The following is a 16,885-nucleotide window of genomic DNA, read 5'->3' as shown; positions in this document are numbered from 1 at the left end:
ATCTCAACTGCACTCCCCATCGGGCGTTGCCCAAAAAGCATGCTGGGGATTGACTGATCAAAGTTCGTCGTAGATAGCGACAAGCTTCTGACCCTCGACTTCCCAGCAAACATCGTTCCGTACAAGAGACACGTTTCGTTTCCACGTTGAGAGGCGCGTCGTGTCACCAAAGAAATCTTCAATTAATCGGCCTATGGTTTCAGGGGCGCTCATGTCGCCAACCAGGCCAATGTCGCGCCCTTTGACCATTTTCGTTATCTCAGGCAAATCACTGGCAAGGATCGGGAGCCCGGCGGCGATGAACTCGAAGAGCTTGTTTGGCGTACAAAGGTAATTGTTAAGACACGTAGCTTGATAGGGGATGACGCCAGCATCTGCGGCCGCCGTGTAACGTGGTAGTTCTTCCTGTGCGACGGCAGGGTGGAAGAAAACACGACTGCCTAGCTCGAGCTCTTTCACTTTCGCCGCCAGTGGTTTAGAGAGCGCACCATCGCCGAGGATGATCAGTGCAATCGAATCGTCGCGGATATGGGCCATCGCTGCAACGAGCGATTCCAGGTTGCGTCCCGCCGACAACCCTCCCTGGAGGAGCAGAATCCGCGTTGACTCTGGAAGCTTGAATCGCCTATGGAAGAGTTTGGTGGGCTCCGGCGGAGCTGATGCACGGTCCGCGTTGTGAATCACGCCCACACGGCCTATTCCATACCGTTTTTCAAGTTCCGCTGCAATCGACGCATTGACCGTGATCACCGCATTACAGGCACGGATGTGCTTTGCTTCGATCTGAGCCCAGCGCTTCCGCTCGCGTTCGGAGAACTCCTGCTCGCAGTAGAGTTCATGGCTGTCATAGACGAGCTTCGCCCCACAGCGTTCCGCCTGCAGTCGGGCAACGGCGAGCATTGGCAAGTCATGCGCCACAAACACATCAGGCGAGTAGCGTGCTGCCGTATCCGCGAAGAGTCGGACAAAGAACGCCTCCTGATCCACCAGATAACGCCAAGTCAGACGCTTCAGCGTGCGCATGGCGAATCCGTTCATCGGAATCGCACCCCTGATCCAACGATAGGCCTGTAGAACCAGGTTCTCACGCGCTGCCGCGCTGCCGGCAGACAGTCGCACGATCCGACGGTCCCCGTCATCCCTTGCCGAATCGAGGGGCATCGCGACGATCGTAACCACCCAACCTGCGGCCTCGAGACTGTCTGCCTCGAGCAGAATGCGTCGGTCGATCTGACGGTCGGCGGTTAGCATCACTACCGACTTAGCTGCATGCTTCGACTCAGGCATTGACCTTCATGTCTCCGTCAATGAAGATCCGGTGCCAGAGCTCGAGACACAGCAGCCCCCAGACCACGCGCCCGAACTCGCGTTCGCTGTCAATTGCACGTTCGATCGCATTGACGTTATAGATACCCCGTTGCCGAACTCGATCGGAAAGCAGGATATCCCGTACGAACTCGCGTGCCACGCCCTTCGTCCACTGCGCGAGCGGTGTCGGGAAGCCCATCTTGTCCTGTCGGTCGAAGATCTTCTTCGGCACCGTGTTACGAACGGCTTCCTTGAACAGATGCTTCATGCGACCGCCGGCGAACTTGATATTCGGCGGAATGGTCGCCATGAACTCCACGATGCGGTGATCCAGCAAGGGGACGCGCGACTCGATCGATGCCGCCATGCTCGTGCGATCCTCGACGTGAAGCAAAGCCGGCAACGAGCCCTTCAGATCGAAATAGGTCATCCGATTGATGAGCGAATCCAGTCCATCGCGGTTGAAGATCTGCTGGAAAGACTCGAAGGGCGAATAGCCACTCGAGAACAGGTCGTTGCTGAACAGGTGGTTCATGCCTTCGCTACGGTCGATCAAGCTGAAGTAGCGCTTGTCAGGTGCATCGAATAGCCCCTTGCTCCAGAACCCCTGGAGCATTGGGCGATAGGTCTGCAGAAGCGGCAGGTTCGGAACAATCGATTCCAGGGAGACCGCGTATCGATGCTGGTCAGCGGTCTGATAGATCGCGCCGGCAAGGCACTTCTCTAGGTACGCAACCAGATAGCGCGTATAGCCGATGAAGAGTTCGTCGCCACCTTGCCCCCCGAGTACGACTTTCACATGCTCCGATGCGAGCTTCGACACGTAGTACTGCGGAATGACTCCTGGCCCCGCCAGCGGCTCGTCCATGTAGTACATCAGCTTCGGGAGAACATCGGGCAGCTCGGAGCCCTGAATGTAGATCTCCCTGTAGTCCGTCCCCGCAAAGGCGGAAACCTCTTTCGCATAGCCCGTTTCATCGAACTGCGGACCTTCCGGAAAGGCCCCGGTAAAGGTCTTGATCCGCTCCCCCTGGAGCAGACCGGCGGCCAGGCATACGACCGTGCTTGAGTCCAGGCCGCCGGAAAGATGTGCGCCCAGCGGAACGTCCGAACGCAAATGCATACGGGTGGCGTCTTCGATCAAGCCAGCGAGATGGTCCACAAACCAGCGCTCGTCGTGGCCTTCGTCGATCTCATACCTGAGATCCCAGTACTGCCGTGTATGCAGCGAAAGGCGATCGCCATCAAGCTGGACCGTCATGCAATGGCCCGGCTCGAGCTTGAGGATATTCTTGAAGAGCGTCTTGTCGCCCAAGCAGAACTGGAACGTGAGGTAGTCCTGCAGTCCTGGCCTGTCCGCCTCCGCTTTCACCACGCCAGACGCGAGGATTGCCTTGATCTCGGAGCCGAACGCAAGCGTTTTTCCGTCAAATGCGTAGTAGAAGGGTTTTATTCCGATCCGGTCACGTGCGCAGAACAAACGGTGATTTCGCTCATCCCAGATCGCGAACGCGAATATTCCTAGGAAGCGATCAACGCAATGCTCGCCCCATTCACGGTAGGCGTAGAGCAGTACCTCGGTATCCGAATAGGAGTGAATCGGATGACCCTTGCCGATCAGTTCACGCCGCAATTCGAGGTAGTTGTATATCGCGCCATTGAACACGACGGTCAATTCCCCGTCTTGCGTGGTCATGGGCTGCCTGCCGTGTTCGGGGTCGATAATCGCGAGGCGACTATGCCCTAGACAGACCTTCATGTTTCTTGACGTAAAAAGCCCGTCACCATCTGGTCCTCGGTGAGCGATCGACTTGAGCATCGCCTCAGCATGTTTCGGAGATACTGTTGAGGCAACGTCGCTGCCTGCCAAACCAACAAAACCACACATTATGAATTCTCCTCGTTCATGCGCTCAATCCTGTAGCTCTTCATCCACATATACCGAAATCTAGGGCCTCTATATCGATGCGATAAGATGATCTTGATCTCGGCGTTATCAGCGACAAAATGAATTCGCCAAGGCGCCACCGGCTTCATTGAGAAGTCGAAGTTGTGCAAAACTTCTTCTTGTTTCTTTCGTTCGCCCTCAATGGTCGAGAAAAGAGAAAAAATATAACTATCGCCAACCTCAATATCGCCCCCGAGATACTCTGGTTCGACCGAAAAAATATATGCATGCCCAGGGGTTAGTCCAGAAATTATCCATTCATGATTCTGGTTCGTGCTGGCTGCTCCCAAAAAATTCGCCCCTTGAAACTTCGGTCCAAAATCGGCCTGTAGTAGCTGTGGACGATCGGTAGCGTCGAGAAAGAGCCGGAACACCATAGGTCGGTCGGGGCCAATAACACCAGAGGGATCTGCTTTGACAAATATATCCCTGCCGGTGAATCGGTCGAGACCAGGACGGTAGGTGAGAACCTCTTGCCCGATATCTACGGCTCCAGTCATAAACCCGGTCTTAATTTCGTCGAAGGATAGGGCTCCTGCTTCCGGCCGGCGTCGATCGATGTAATATGTCCCATAGGTCGGGTCATAGAGGCGCCACTTGCCGTCGGTGAATATTTCCGCAACAGCGTGGCCATCGTTAGTAGGGAAGTTGAGCATGCTAATAACACGCCCTCTAAGGTTTTGTGAAGCGCTCAATGCCAGCAATGTATTTGTAAACGTCCCGCATGCGCCGATTCGCTCTGTTACTGTGGCCTCAGGAGATGAGTCTGAAGCAACCCCAACTTTGAACTGACCAATATAGCGCATGAATTCAACGATCTTGTCATGATCAGAACTCGCGTCGTCTACCAGAGACCTTGCAATGTGGCGGATCGATTCCGTGATTGGAATCCTAAATACGTTAAGCGGATTAGCGGGGTCAGTGCTTGTGAGAAACTGGTTGGTGTCCCGCCGAAAAAGAGACGGAGTAGTTATGCCGTGCTCCGCCTCAATTGCTTTGATTTGCCGGAGTAGGATGCGTGCCTGTCCGGCGAACGCGCCAAAGTCGATTCGAAGCCTCCTGACTGCGTGTCCAGGGTCGAGACGCATTCTGACCACCTGCCCCGGACCTGGTGAGCCCTCTGCCAGCGTGCGTCCGATCGAGCCGTCGGAGAGAAGCTCACGGACACGAACGAAGTCTGCACGGTTTTGCTCGCTCTCCCAGTGCAGACCGATCGCTGCCAATCGAACTTCGCGCTCAAGTTCGACTACGACATAATTCGTGTCGTTCTCGAGCCCTGCGGTGTAGTCGTCATTCGGGTCCCCATCAATGGAGTTCTCAAAGCCGTGTCCCGGATAGGTGCCGCCCGCGTCCAGTACCCGCAGGGTGATCGGCAGGGTGTTGCTCGCGTCTTGCTTTTCGACGATTGCAGCGACTCCGTCGCGTTGCCGCGCAAGAAAGTCCCGGTGGCGGTCTGCATATTGATAAAAGAACCAATCGTTGGTCAGGTTCGCAATGCGTTGTAACTGTTCGACTTCGTACTGCTGGTAGTCAGGACCTTTGTACCAACCCATGTCTTGGGGGCGAATCGTGAAGACTGCCTCTTTCCATTGCTGATCGCCTTGAAGAGTCCAGATGCCTCCACGCAGTGGGACGAACGTCAAGCGATTTCCTTCGTGGATGGCCTGCGTCTTGATCGCAAAGTTACCTTTACCGGTGTCCTTGTATCGAATGATCAGGCGATGTGGGGGAGTATCGAAAACATCGGCGTAATCCCAGTCTGGAAGTTGAAGGATGAGAAAAGCGTTATGTGTTGTTCCTCCCTGTACAGCTTCATCGCGTGTTTGATAACCATTGGAGAAGTGACGCACTGTTCTACCGTCTACGATCTGCTGGGGGCCCCATTCGGTTCCAGAAAGTCGGACGTGCCCCTCTGCATCTGTAGGAGTGCCAATGTCTAGGCTAATGTATTTACCGGTCTGAGGGTTCTGAAGCAAGACTGTATCGATTAGTGGCGATCTATCCCCATCAATCCAGTCCAGCTGAATGAGTAGTTCTTTCCTTGGGTTCTGGTCATAGCGTAACCAATATCCCGTGTCAAAGAGATTCAGCTTTTCTCTTAGCGCAAGAATGGCTCGACTTGAGAGAGTGTTAAGTTCCTTGTCGTTCAGCGTGCGAGACGCCTCAGCGAGTTGAGGCACGCTGACTAGGTGCGCGTTCAGTACGTGCGTGCCGTTAGGAACCTCCTCGTACCAAGCGTGTCCAGATCGATCTATGTGGGTGATACCGCCTTCACCCAACTCAACAGAGAATCCAAGTCCGGTGCGCTTTATGGCCGACTTGAGGGATTCGTCGTTTTCCTTTGTGCTCTCAAAGGTCCGCACCAAGGACTTAAGCACGTACGCCTGTCCGAAAGCGGATGGCCATGGTGCGCGGCTGGCTATATCGTTATAAGTGTTATCAAATGGATAGTAATAGATCGACGTATTGTTCACGGATGAGTAGTTGGCAGGGTCGAGAAGCCAGTGCAACGCAGAGTCCTTGCGAATAAGATGTGCGTTATCCATGAATGAACTCGCCCCGGGCATTTCTGATCCCGATATCAGCTGTTCCGCAACAATGTATGGCGAATAGACGGGAGTTCCTCGTCCGCTAGCGGGATCCAGTTTTCCGTCCGATTGCCACTTTGTTGATGAATCGCCAATATGTAGTCTTACAACTCCATTTGAGTCCAGAGAGTAGATAGGTAGGAGCGGCGTTTGATCAGGAAGGCTGAGTTGCCCCTTCGGTTCGACGCGGTTGACAAGAGCGGGTGCTCCGGTGAGGTTCAGGTAGCCAGCAGCAATCCTTGCCCAAGGTTCCAAACCTTTCTTCCGCTCCGAAAGTTTTGCAAGGTACTGGAAGTGCTTGGAGGCGTAAGATCTCCCTACTGAGTATCCGAGATCCGATGGACGTACCGGTATGATCCATTTTCGCCAGTGACGAGCGCCGTTCAGATGAAGATCACCATCGCGCATGTCTCGGAAAGTCTGCCCGGGTGCAATTGAACGTTGCTGGATCGTGATATTGGCTGCGATATCGTCGTAGTACTCGATGATGAGTTCGTACCATTGGTCGCGGAGGTTGTCCTTCCACTCGCCGGGTAAAGAGACGTAGAAGTAGGTGTGCGGAGCCCGCATTTCGTCGGGCTTGTCATCGAGCGCCGCGGGGATGAGTTTCCGTGCCGAACGACCGGCCACCTCTTCGATCTGTCCCCAGTGCGTCCCCGCGATGCGTGCCGCACCGGTGGCATCCATCTCGCTTCCGACATCGACCGATACCTCTGTCTTAGAAACGGGATCTCGCAGCGTGATCTTGTCGATCGCGAGTGCGTGAGCGGGAAAGCCGTACGGATTGGCAAACCTGAACAGCAGATCTTCCTTGCGGGGATTGAGGTCGTACCGCAACCAATAGCCCGTGTCGAATTTCGGAAGCCATCGATGCAGCGTGTCGGTACCCCGTTGGAGCCATGTTGCGGCCGTCTCGTCGTTCGTTGCCTCGTGAAGATCCGCCAGCGCAAGAAGTACCCGCATGTGGCCATTCAGGATATGGCCGGGGTTCTCGATTGGCTCAGGAATCTCCTCGAACCAGATATCGGCACCGGCCTCGAACAGGAAGCCACCTGCGCGAAGCGGAGTAAATAGCGGCTGTGCAGCCTTCTTCGCCAAATCGATGTAGCGGCTTTCGCCGGTGCGCTCATATGCTACGAGCAGCGCTTGGATGCCCGTGGCCTGAGCAAAAGCGCTGGACCACGGGGCCTTGATCGAGATGTCGTTGTACGTGCTGTCGAAGTGGTACTGCCAGACCCATTGGCCGTGTTTGTCCTGGCGCAGGTTGTTCTCCAGCCAATCGATACAGGCCTGGAACTTCAGGTCATCCTCAAGCCCCGCAAGCCTTTCGTCATAGACCTCCCTGCCGGCATAGGCGAGCGCATAGAGCGCTATCCATGCAGGGTGGCGCTGTTTACCCACGTTGTTGATGCTTAGAAAAGGGATGCCGTCCGCATCGACCAAGTGGTGGGCGCGATCTACATCCGTCTGCGCTGAGGATGATGAGGCGCTAGCAAAAGGAACGTGGGACCGAAGACTGAGGTAGTCGAGATCCTGATTGCAGCCGGCGAGGACGCCTGTGGCTGCAACAAGGGTGACGAGAGCCTTTCGTGAGCGCAGCGAGAGCGCCTTCAAACGGTTGTTCATGGTGTTGCCTCCGCTTCGCACACCGGGGGCCTTCTCTCGACCGCGGAGTTGAACACTGACCGCATTGCCTCCAGGTAGCTGACGGATTGAGTCCGCCAGGCAAATTCGCCCCGACGCATCTGGATGTGACGTCTCCAGTCCGGAATCTCCGTGCGTGAGAAGGCATGATCGACCGCGGCCGCGATGTCATCTGCGCATTGCATCGGGCGAGCAACGCCAAAGCCCTGCTGAACGACGAACCGATCCAACTCGGGCGACTCGTTTGCCAGTATGGGAAGGCCGGCCTGGATGAATTCGAACAACTTGTTCGGCGTGCAGTAGTAGGAGTTCAGATCGACATGGGGGTACGGGATGATGCCCATGTCTGCGGATGCGCTGTGCTGCAGGAGCTCTGATTGTGGAACTGCCGGCAGAAAGAAAACGCGTTTGTCGAGCAAGCCGTGCTTGCTTGCGATGGCGCGCAAGGTGTCTCCGAACGGGCCGAAGCCCATCATGATCAGGTCAACGTCGGGGGTGGCGACTTTCGAGAATGCAGCGACGAGGTTCTCGAGGTTTCGATTTGGAGCGAAACCTCCCTGGAATAGCAGGAGGCGTCTGTCCTTGCTGAGCCCGAGCTTCTCTCGCAGGAGGTCATACTTGAGCGACGGATCGAACGCAGCGGGAGGATCGATTGCGTTCAACAAGACCTTCGGCATGTCGATTGAGTAGCGCTCAGCCATCTCGCGTCCAATGGATTCATTGACAGCGAAGATCAGGTCGGCATGACGGATCAAGCGAGCTTCGGCAGCTGAGCAGATTCGGCGCTGTATCGCCGAAAAGGACTTTTGCTCTGGATAGAGTTCGTGCGCGTCATAAACGAGGGGGGCGTGGCGCTGGGCGGCAAGTTCGACGCCGGCTTCGAGGGCCGGCAGATCGTGCACCTGGATGACATCGCCCTCGAGGCTCGCTGCAGCGTTCACGAATGCACTTCGGAAGGGCAGGGGGTCGTGCAAGGTGCGGTTTCGATACACCAGCAAGAGCATCGCCCGATAGCACTGCCAGTTTGTCTTTGAAGCGAGCCGAAACGCCGTGTTGAAAGCGGAACGAAGCGCCGGAATTCGATTGGCTGACCAGTTCAGGATTGTGTTCAGTCTCTGCTGACGCCTCATGTAACTGCGATATGTCGGGTTCTCCGGAACTATATTGGTGAGTCCGATACGGACAAGATTTATTCCCTCGGGCGTAACTTCCCTGCTGCTTTCCGGACCAAACGAGAGCGCCACAAGCGTTACCCGGCAACCGGTCGAAATAAGGGACTGGGCCTGGGCAACGACACGCCGGTCGAGATGCTGGTCGTGACAAAGCATCAAAATGGTCTGCGGATGCGGGGTGACACTCATGCTGGCTTACGCTCCCTTTGACTTGCGATGCGCGCGGAGAGTACGACGCATCCAATCGCCAAATCGTACTTCGGTTCGCTCTTTGAACTGCTCGAGCTCCAACTTCAACTGCTCGTAAGAAGACTGTAGTTGAAGCTTTTCATGATTGAGTTGAATCAGTTGGTGCCCTACACCGTCCTTATCTTGCGTTAGGGCATCTATGAGTCGCTGTTGTTGCGTGATCTGCTCGGCGAGGTCATCGCATTTCTGCGTGGCGAGAGTTGCCTCTTGTTCACATGCAGCGATCAGTTTCCTTTGCTCGATCACTGTTCTTGCCAACTGGATTCGGTCCTCAAGACCCGTCTCGGCTCGAACCAGGGCGCGAACTGCGGACGTCTCGATCTGGTCGACTCGTAAAGACGACGAAACAAGGGATTCGTAATCAATCCAGAGGTGGTCCGTTACCTGAATGTGGATCGTTGTGCCGGGTACGTGACAATAGTTCGTTCCGTCCTTGTGTGGGAACACGTAGGAGACCGAAGGAGTCTTGCCTTCGAGAGTGATCGACTCCAAGAAATCGATCGATGGCAGGCGGACGATAAGGCCGTAATAGCCGGCCCGGACCTCGCATGGAAGCGGGACTCTCGTTGGCGTGTCCGGGAAAAGATCGACATCACCGCTGAACACGAGGCCGCTGCCGTCCTCAACAACGATAGAAATCGCCCCGGTTCTGCGTGCTGCAAAGCTCAACAGCGGCAGGCTTTCCGGATAGACCGGGAACTGTGCGACATACCCGCCGCCGACAGCTGAAACCATTCTCGCAGCCTGGGGATAGGGGTCGAGGTTGTCTGCCACACCCAGACGGGAAACCCACTGTGCAGCCGAGATCCGTTCGGTGTCGCATGTGAGGGGGGCGTCGTTCTCGAGGGGCAGGTCGGAACGGCAGAAGATGACGAGAATCTCGCTGTGGCTGCGGAGGAAGCGCCGCTCGGATGCCACGTCGTAGATGTATTGGCCCAAGGCACGCGCAACATCAGCGGCAAGTGCGGACGGCTCGACGGGTGGCTGACCAGGCGCCCCGCATGCAGGGCACACGGCTTCTGTCCAGCCGGACCACTCATTCAGTGCCAGGCGTCGGTAATGGGTCTCTGGTGGGAGCATCGGTGACCATCGCTCGCCCGACAGGACTGCGCGAACTAGTCTCCAGCCAGGTGGGGTGCGGTTTGACAGACCCGCAAGATCGTAGCCTCTGTGATGCCAGTTGACGTGATATTGCTCTCCGCAATTCGTGCAGATTGTGCTGGCATCTAGTAGTTCTTCGCGGAATGGAACGGCGAAGAACACCCAGCCGCGCGCAACTCGAAAGAGTTCCTGCCATGCGACCTGCTCGACCTGATCAGGAAGATGCTCAAAAACGTCTGTAGTGAGCACGACGTCGAATGCATCATCATCGAACGGAAGTGCGCTAACGTCGCCATGTGTGGATGGCAGACGAAGGCGAGAAAGCGCCTCACGGCTACCATCAAAGCCATGAAAAGATGTGTTTACGCGCTCTGCAAGCGTATGGGTGATCTTTCCGTCTCCACAGCCGACGTCTAGTGCGGTCCGAATGCCTTTGGGCCAGTGGTCGCAGATCGCCTGTATCAGGTTGCGTTGCCCAAGCTGAAATTCCTGGTCCCAGACAGCCGCAGATTCGTAGAGCTTCTCATCGGCCATGCGACAACACTTCCCAAGTGGCCTGTTGATTAACCACGCCAATCTCGATCCCAACACCGGGGGGAGGCAGCATCTTGAGTGCGTAGCATCGATCGTGCAGGTCGTACGCTTGTGGCTCAACGCGTGTCGCGATGTTGAGCTCTTTGAACAATGCGACTGAAACGATGTAATCACCTGGACCGAGTTGAAGTGGAGCGAAATTGACTCTTATGAGCCTTTCGCCTGCTACCGTCCCAAACGATGTGCCATCTCTATTGGAAACGACCTGCATTACGCACGTGCCGTCCGGGCGATAAATGGCAATGACCGCAACCGGGTCCAGTAGCTCTCCCCGCGCGGAAAAAGCAATGACTGCCGATGCCTCTTCACCTGTAATCAGGGTGTGACGGCGTTCCCCGTCGGCATCCAGAAAACCGAAGGCCGTGATGTGGGCCTCTCCGGAGCCGTAGCGATCATCCGATTTCAGCTCAAGCAGATCGAGTTTGTGGGTGACACGCTCTCCCTCGGCAATAGGTTGCTCAAGGCAGGATACTTTCACTGCTTGCCATTGGTCCGTGCCGCTGGCCTCGATCTTTCCGAGGCGCACATAGCCGTTCGCTTCGGGATCGAATTGTTCGACCGCGACAGGGTCCGTTTGTGACGCCAGGACATCCAGTTCGATCCAGGCGCCTTCGACAGGTGCCGTTGGCCATGTGATCTGCCATGGGGCATGGCCAAATAGCCCGCCAAAGTCACCGAACTGCCAGCACAGCCGGCCTGAAGCGGTCTCAGGGCCTCGCCAGTTCATATGGGCCGCATCTAGCATCGGGCCGTTGCCTTCGTCGGCGCTCCTGGTCGGCTCAATGCGCCCGAGTTCGGTATCACCGGAACCGAAACGTATTGCCGACACTGACAAGGGTTTGCGAGGTGGCGTAACCTCTCCGATCAGTCGGAAAAGTGTTACACGGCTCTGGCGATCGAGTCCCGCTGCCTGTTGTCGTGTGAGCGACATGGTGCGCGCTCGGGTACGGATCTCCTCGTCTTCACGGACAGCGGCCATATAGGCTTTGCTGACTTGCAGTATTGGTCCTTCCTTACGAACCATACCGCGATCGATCCAAATTGCGCGCTCGCATAGTAACTGGACCGAACTCATGTCGTGCGATACGAAAAGTACCGTAGCGCCGTTTTCCGTGAGGGCTTTCATGCGCTGTATGCTTTTCCCCACAAAGTAGGCATCGCCCGCACCGAGAATTTCGTCGACGATGAGTATTTCGGGCTTGATCGTGGTTGCGACTGCGAACGCGAGCCGTGCGTACATCCCGGCTGAGTACTCGCGGACAGGTCTGTCGATGAAATCTTCGAGTTCAGTGAAGTCGATGATTTCTTCGACCTGAGTGCGTAACGATGAACCTCTCAAACCCTGCAGAGCGAGGGCCGCGTGGATGTTCTCGATGCCGGTAAAATCCGGATGAAAGCCGGTACCGAGTTCCATCAAGGCTTGAATGTTGCCGGTCACCTGGACGCGTCCTGAGTCGGGCTGCATCTGGCCAGAAATTAAGCGCAGAAGGGTGCTCTTGCCCGCGCCGTTGCGGCCAATCAGTGCAGTTCGTTCGCCCTGTCGAACCTCAACGTCTATGCCCCTTAGTGCGTCGAAGATATCGTATCGGCTACGCGGCACGGAGACTCCGAAAGCATCGAGCGCTCGCCAACCTGGGTGGCGAAAGCGTCTAAAGGACTTGGTGACGCCCTCGATCTTGATCGCAATGTCAGACATAGTCGGCGAATAGCGGTTTCAAACGTGTGATGAAGGCAAAGCCGACGAAAAAGACAATGAAGGCCATTCCCGCGAAGATGAGGAGATCGGCAACGGGGACATGTCCGTCAAGTAATGCTGAGCGATAAAGGGACATCAACCGCGCAAGTGGATTGAAGTCGAGCATTGGCTTAAGGCCTGCTGGCACCATGTCGTCGGTATATGCGATCGGAGAGACAAGCATCATGAAAAGAATAATGATGGGGGTTGCCTGCTGTAGGTCTCTGAAGAAAATGGTGAGTGTTGCCGTTATCCATACGAGGCCGAGGGCCATGACGATTTGTAACAGGAAAATTAGCGGAAATGCAAAATGGGAGAGATGGAGATGGCCGCCGTATATACAGGCACCCCAAACCATCAGCATGCCGAGTCCCATACTCGCGTGACCAACCAGTACGTCCTTGGCGACAACCAGCTCAACTGGGAAAAGTGTGTTTCTCAGTAGGCCCCGATTTGCCACAAGACTGGGCGTACCGATGCCGAACGCTTCTGAGAAGGCCAGAAACGGCACCAAGCCGCAGAATATAGTCAATACGTAATCGGCTGTGCCCAGCCCCGGAAGTCGGACCTGCAGAATATGGGCGAATACCACCGCATACATCAGCAGGAAAAGCAGGGGGTATAGTACGAGCCAAACAGCACCGAGCACGTTGCCAGATGTCCTGGCCTTTAGGCCTTGCAGCACTGTCGCCTGCAGAAGACGCCGGTGCTGATAGAGGGTTGCAAGCGCGCGCATTGGCTCAGGTACTCAGTGCCGCGACGATCTTCTCGCTAGCCTTGCCGTCTCCATAAGGGAGATTACCCTTTTCTACAGGTCGAGCAGGCGATGATGCGGCTGACAGGATTCGTTCCCGTGATGCACCGGTCAGAACATTCCAGCCCAGTTCCACGGTTTCGACCCATTCGGTTTCATCACGCATCGTGACGCAAGGGACATCATAGAAAAACGCCTCCTTCTGTACGCCACCTGAGTCGGTGACAATCAGGCGGGCAGACTGTTCAAGGCGAATCATGTCGAGAAAAGGCAGGGGGTCGACCAGCTTCACGTTTCGCATAGCTGGGATGAGTCCTTGGTCTGCCATTATCTTGGCTGTTCGTGGGTGAACCGGAAGGATCACTGCTTGATTGGCTGCAAGATCTGCAAGTGCGAGTCCGATTTCGCGAAGCCGGGTAGGATCGTCCGTGTTCTCTGCCCGATGGCAGGTTGCGAGCACGTATTCACCTTCCTTGAGGTTGAAGCGATCGAGCGCATCGCTACGCGATCGTGCGACATCACGGTAGTACAGGGATACGTCGTACATCACGTCACCGACGAGTGATACGCCCTTCTTAACGCCTTCCCGTGCCAGGTTTTCCACTGCGACTTCAGTAGGACAAAAAAGCAGGTTGGAGACACGGTCCGCCAGGATGCGATTGATCTCTTCGGGCATCCGCATGTTGAACGAGCGCAGTCCAGCCTCCACGTGGGCGACAGGAATATGCAGCTTAGCCGCGGCCAGTGCGCCGGCTAGCGTGGAGTTGGTATCGCCGTAAATCAAAACCCAATCAGGTTTCTCCGACAGCAGCACATTTTCGATTGCTTCCAGCATGCGCCCGGTCATTACACCGTGAGTGCCACCTGAAATCTCGAGATTGAACTTCGGGTGTGGAATGTCGAGCTCGTCGAAGAAGACCTGCGACATATTTGTGTCGTAATGCTGTCCTGTATGAACCAGGATCTCTTCGATGGTGCCTGCATGGTCATTGCGAATGACACGCGACACGGCTGCCGCCTTGATGAACTGCGGGCGGGCGCCGACGATAGTGAGGATCTTAAGCATCATGAATTCCAGTCTTGAGGAGATTGCAGACTGTCCGTTGATCTTCGTACGAAAAGTCCGCGCTCATCGGCAAGCTCATAACCTTCTTTGCTGTTTCTTTGGCAATAGGCGTGCAATCCGGGCAGCAGAGATGCTTGTAGGCCGGCTGTTCGTTCAGCGGAACAGGGTAGTGCACCGCCGTCGGGATGCCCGCCTTCTGGAATGACGACTGAACCGCCTCCCTGTCTTCGCAGAGCACCGTGAACTGGCCGTATACAGAAGTACGTTCGGGACGCTGGATCACGCGTTGGAAACCGATTTCGTCGAGTAGTTGGTTATAGCGCGCACCGATCTCGAGCCGCTGTGCGATCTCCCAATCGAAACGCTCCAGCTTTGCGAGCACGATCGCGCATTGCAGCGTGTCCATGCGCCCACCGACGCCGACGCGGGTGTGCACATAACGCTTGCTCTGGCCGTGAACGCGGATCTCGCGGCAGGCCTGTGCGATCGCGTCGTCGCTGGTAAAGATCGCGCCGCCGTCGCCATAACAGCCCAGCGGTTTGCTCGGGAAGAAGCTGGTGCATCCGATGGAGGACAGGTTGCAGCTCTTGCGCTCCTTGTACTCGGCTCCGAAGCTCTGCGCGGCGTCTTCGATCACCGGGATATTGCCGTGGCGCGCGGCGATGGCGTTGATCTCATCCATATCTGCCGGCTGGCCGTAAAGGCTGACCGGCATGATGGCCTTGGTGCGCGGGGTGATTGCGGCTTCGATCAGGTTCGCATCGATGTTGCACGTGTCGGGCTCGATGTCGACGAAGACCGGCTTGGCACCAAGCAGGACGATGACCTCTGCGGTGGCCACGAAGGTGAACGGGGTGGTGATGACTTCGTCTCCGGGGCCGATACCCAAGGCCATCAGGCTGATCAGGAGGGCCTCGGTGCCGCTGGCGACGGTGATGCAATGCTTTGCACCGGTGTAGGCCTCGAGGCGCTCTTCGAGTTCGCGAACCTCCGGCCCCATGATGTATTGGCCGTGCTCCAGGACCGCATTGATGCTGGCCTGGATCTGCGGTTGCAGTGCGCGGTACTGGGCCTTGAGGTCGATGAAGGGGATGCTCATTTGCTGATGCGCTCCAGGGTTTGGTCGTTGAGTCGATACTGTTGGCCGGTGTGAGGACAGGTGTATTCGCCCTTGCCTTTCACCGGCAGCGGGATCTGTTCGCCGTATTCGCTCATCCAGCCGACCTGGCGGGCCGGCACGCCTACCATCAGGGAGTAGGGCTTGACGTCCTTGTTGATGACGGCGCCGGCGCCGACGAAGGCGAATTCGCCGATGGTGGTGCCGCAGACGATGGTGCAGTTGGCGCCCAGTGTGGCGCCGCGCTTGACCAAGGTATTACGGTATTCGCTCTTGCGCTCGATGAGCGAGCGAGGGTTATAGACGTTGGTGAACACCATGCTGGGGCCGCAGAAAACGCCTTCTTCGAGGGTGACGTTGTCGTAGACCGACACGTTGTTCTGGACCTTGCACTTGTCGCCGATGACGACCTTGTTGCCGACGAAGACGTTTTGGCCGAGCGAGACGCCCTTGCCGATGCGCGCGCCGCCGCAGACGTGGGCGAAGTGCCAGACGCGCGAGCCTTCGCCGATCTGGGCGCCGTCATCGACGATGGCGCTGGGGTGGACGGTGTAGAGGGTGTTCTGAGTCATTGCAGGATCCTTTGTGCGGCGTCGTTGCCTTGGAGCTTGGCGGTGGTCCATTTGCCGCCGTAGATGTGAAGCACCTGGGCGGTGCGCTCGAAGGCCCATTCTCGGGTCGCTTCGGAGGGGTTGGCGGCGCTGCGCAGCAGCGGGCGCACGCCCGAGAAGACATCGACGACATCGTGGCGCGTGACGGTGGGTGTCAGGTAGGCGTTGTGGGCGTCAAGCAGGTATTGGATTTCGTCCTCGCTCGGGCCGGGGTTGTTGGGGCCGGTCTGGCGCACCTCGGTGGTGCCGATGAGTGTTCGGCCCTGGTAAGGCAGCACGAAGAAGATGCGGCTGGAACCGGGCACTTCCAGCAGCATGGCCGCCGGACACGGACGGTCGAGCACGAGGTGGCTACCACGCACCCAGTCGAGGTGGTAGCTCGGCCTGTCGGGCATTGTCTCGCGCAGTTGCATGACCCAAGGGCCGGTGGCATTCACGATGCGGTCGTAGTCGTCGAGTTCGGCGAGGTTGCGCACCTCATGGTCGGTGACCAATTCGCCGCCCAGATCGCAGAACTGCTCGACCACCCAGCTGCCCAGGGCGTAGTCGTCCATCTGTGCATCGAAGAAGGCCCACGCGCCGACGAGCCCCTCGGCTGACAGGCCCGGCTGCAGGGCGAGTACCTCGGCCGGCTTGAGCATGCGCGCGCGCGGAAAGCCGCTACCCATGGCCAGCACGTCGTAGATGCGGATACCGGCCGCGATGGTGAGCTGTGAACGCCCCTTCTCGCGGTACATGGGCAGCAGCATTTCGAGGCGGTGGCACAGGTGCGGGGCGAGTTCCAGCCAGTCGCTGCGGGCGTGCAGCGCCTTGCCGACGAGGCGGAACTGCCCGGTTTCAAGGTAACGAAGGCCGCCGTGCAACAGCTTGGACGACGCGCGGCTGGTCTCGCCCATTGGCTGCCTGCGCTCGTAAAGGGTACACGCCACGCCGCGACGCGCGAGCGCCCAGGCGGTGCATGCCCCCACGATGCCAGCGCCGACGACCGCCACACGCAC

General features: G+C 57.1%; 11 protein-coding genes. All 11 read right to left on the bottom strand.

What is annotated here, in order from left to right; genetic code table 11:
• Positions 1–57 precede the first annotated feature (57 nt).
• From AAG895_RS17455 to AAG895_RS17405, 11 genes are read right to left on the bottom strand one after another with little or no spacing between them, the layout of a single operon-like run.
• Positions 58–1,287 carry a glycosyltransferase gene (locus tag AAG895_RS17455; RefSeq protein ID WP_345793243.1) on the bottom strand — a complete coding sequence of 410 codons (1,230 nt, stop codon included), beginning with the start codon at positions 1,285–1,287 and terminating at the stop codon, positions 58–60.
• Positions 1,280–3,196, bottom strand: a complete 1,917-nt coding sequence (gene asnB / locus AAG895_RS17450; RefSeq protein ID WP_345793242.1) for an asparagine synthase (glutamine-hydrolyzing) — start codon at positions 3,194–3,196, stop codon at positions 1,280–1,282. Before asnB ends, AAG895_RS17455 begins: the two co-directional genes overlap by 8 nt.
• Positions 3,196–7,470 (bottom strand): D-glucuronyl C5-epimerase family protein, encoded by a 4,275-nt coding sequence (locus tag AAG895_RS17445; RefSeq protein WP_345793241.1) that lies wholly within the window; start codon positions 7,468–7,470, stop codon positions 3,196–3,198. The genes asnB and AAG895_RS17445 overlap by 1 nt, the downstream gene beginning before the upstream one ends.
• A complete protein-coding gene (locus AAG895_RS17440; protein ID WP_345793240.1) occupies positions 7,467–8,849 on the bottom strand; it encodes a glycosyltransferase in 1,383 nt (460 codons plus the stop codon). Before AAG895_RS17440 ends, AAG895_RS17445 begins: the two co-directional genes overlap by 4 nt.
• A gap of 6 nt (positions 8,850–8,855) precedes the next feature.
• The gene (locus tag AAG895_RS17435; protein WP_345793239.1) at positions 8,856–10,544 is read right to left on the bottom strand and encodes a methyltransferase domain-containing protein; all 1,689 of its coding nucleotides are present in this window, start codon (positions 10,542–10,544) and stop codon (positions 8,856–8,858) included.
• Positions 10,534–12,300 carry an ABC transporter ATP-binding protein gene (locus AAG895_RS17430; RefSeq protein WP_345793238.1) on the bottom strand — a complete coding sequence of 589 codons (1,767 nt, stop codon included), beginning with the start codon at positions 12,298–12,300 and terminating at the stop codon, positions 10,534–10,536. The genes AAG895_RS17435 and AAG895_RS17430 overlap by 11 nt, the downstream gene beginning before the upstream one ends.
• A complete protein-coding gene (locus tag AAG895_RS17425) occupies positions 12,293–13,075 on the bottom strand; it encodes an ABC transporter permease (protein ID WP_345793237.1) in 783 nt (260 codons plus the stop codon). The genes AAG895_RS17430 and AAG895_RS17425 overlap by 8 nt, the downstream gene beginning before the upstream one ends.
• 4 nt (positions 13,076–13,079) lie before the next feature.
• On the bottom strand, positions 13,080–14,162 hold the full coding sequence (gene wecB / locus AAG895_RS17420; RefSeq protein ID WP_345793236.1) for a UDP-N-acetylglucosamine 2-epimerase (non-hydrolyzing): 1,083 nt from the start codon (positions 14,160–14,162) through the stop codon (positions 13,080–13,082).
• Positions 14,152–15,258, bottom strand: coding sequence for a DegT/DnrJ/EryC1/StrS family aminotransferase (locus AAG895_RS17415; protein ID WP_345793235.1), 1,107 nt, complete (start codon positions 15,256–15,258; stop codon positions 14,152–14,154). The genes wecB and AAG895_RS17415 overlap by 11 nt, the downstream gene beginning before the upstream one ends.
• Positions 15,255–15,848 (bottom strand): acyltransferase, encoded by a 594-nt coding sequence (locus AAG895_RS17410; protein ID WP_345793234.1) that lies wholly within the window; start codon positions 15,846–15,848, stop codon positions 15,255–15,257. The genes AAG895_RS17415 and AAG895_RS17410 overlap by 4 nt, the downstream gene beginning before the upstream one ends.
• On the bottom strand, positions 15,845–16,885 hold the full coding sequence (locus AAG895_RS17405; RefSeq protein WP_345793233.1) for an FAD-dependent oxidoreductase: 1,041 nt from the start codon (positions 16,883–16,885) through the stop codon (positions 15,845–15,847). The genes AAG895_RS17410 and AAG895_RS17405 overlap by 4 nt, the downstream gene beginning before the upstream one ends.

Source organism: Thauera sp. JM12B12 (assembly GCF_039614725.1).
Taxonomy (GTDB): domain Bacteria; phylum Pseudomonadota; class Gammaproteobacteria; order Burkholderiales; family Rhodocyclaceae; genus Thauera.
This window is presented reverse-complemented; position numbering and strand designations above follow the sequence as displayed.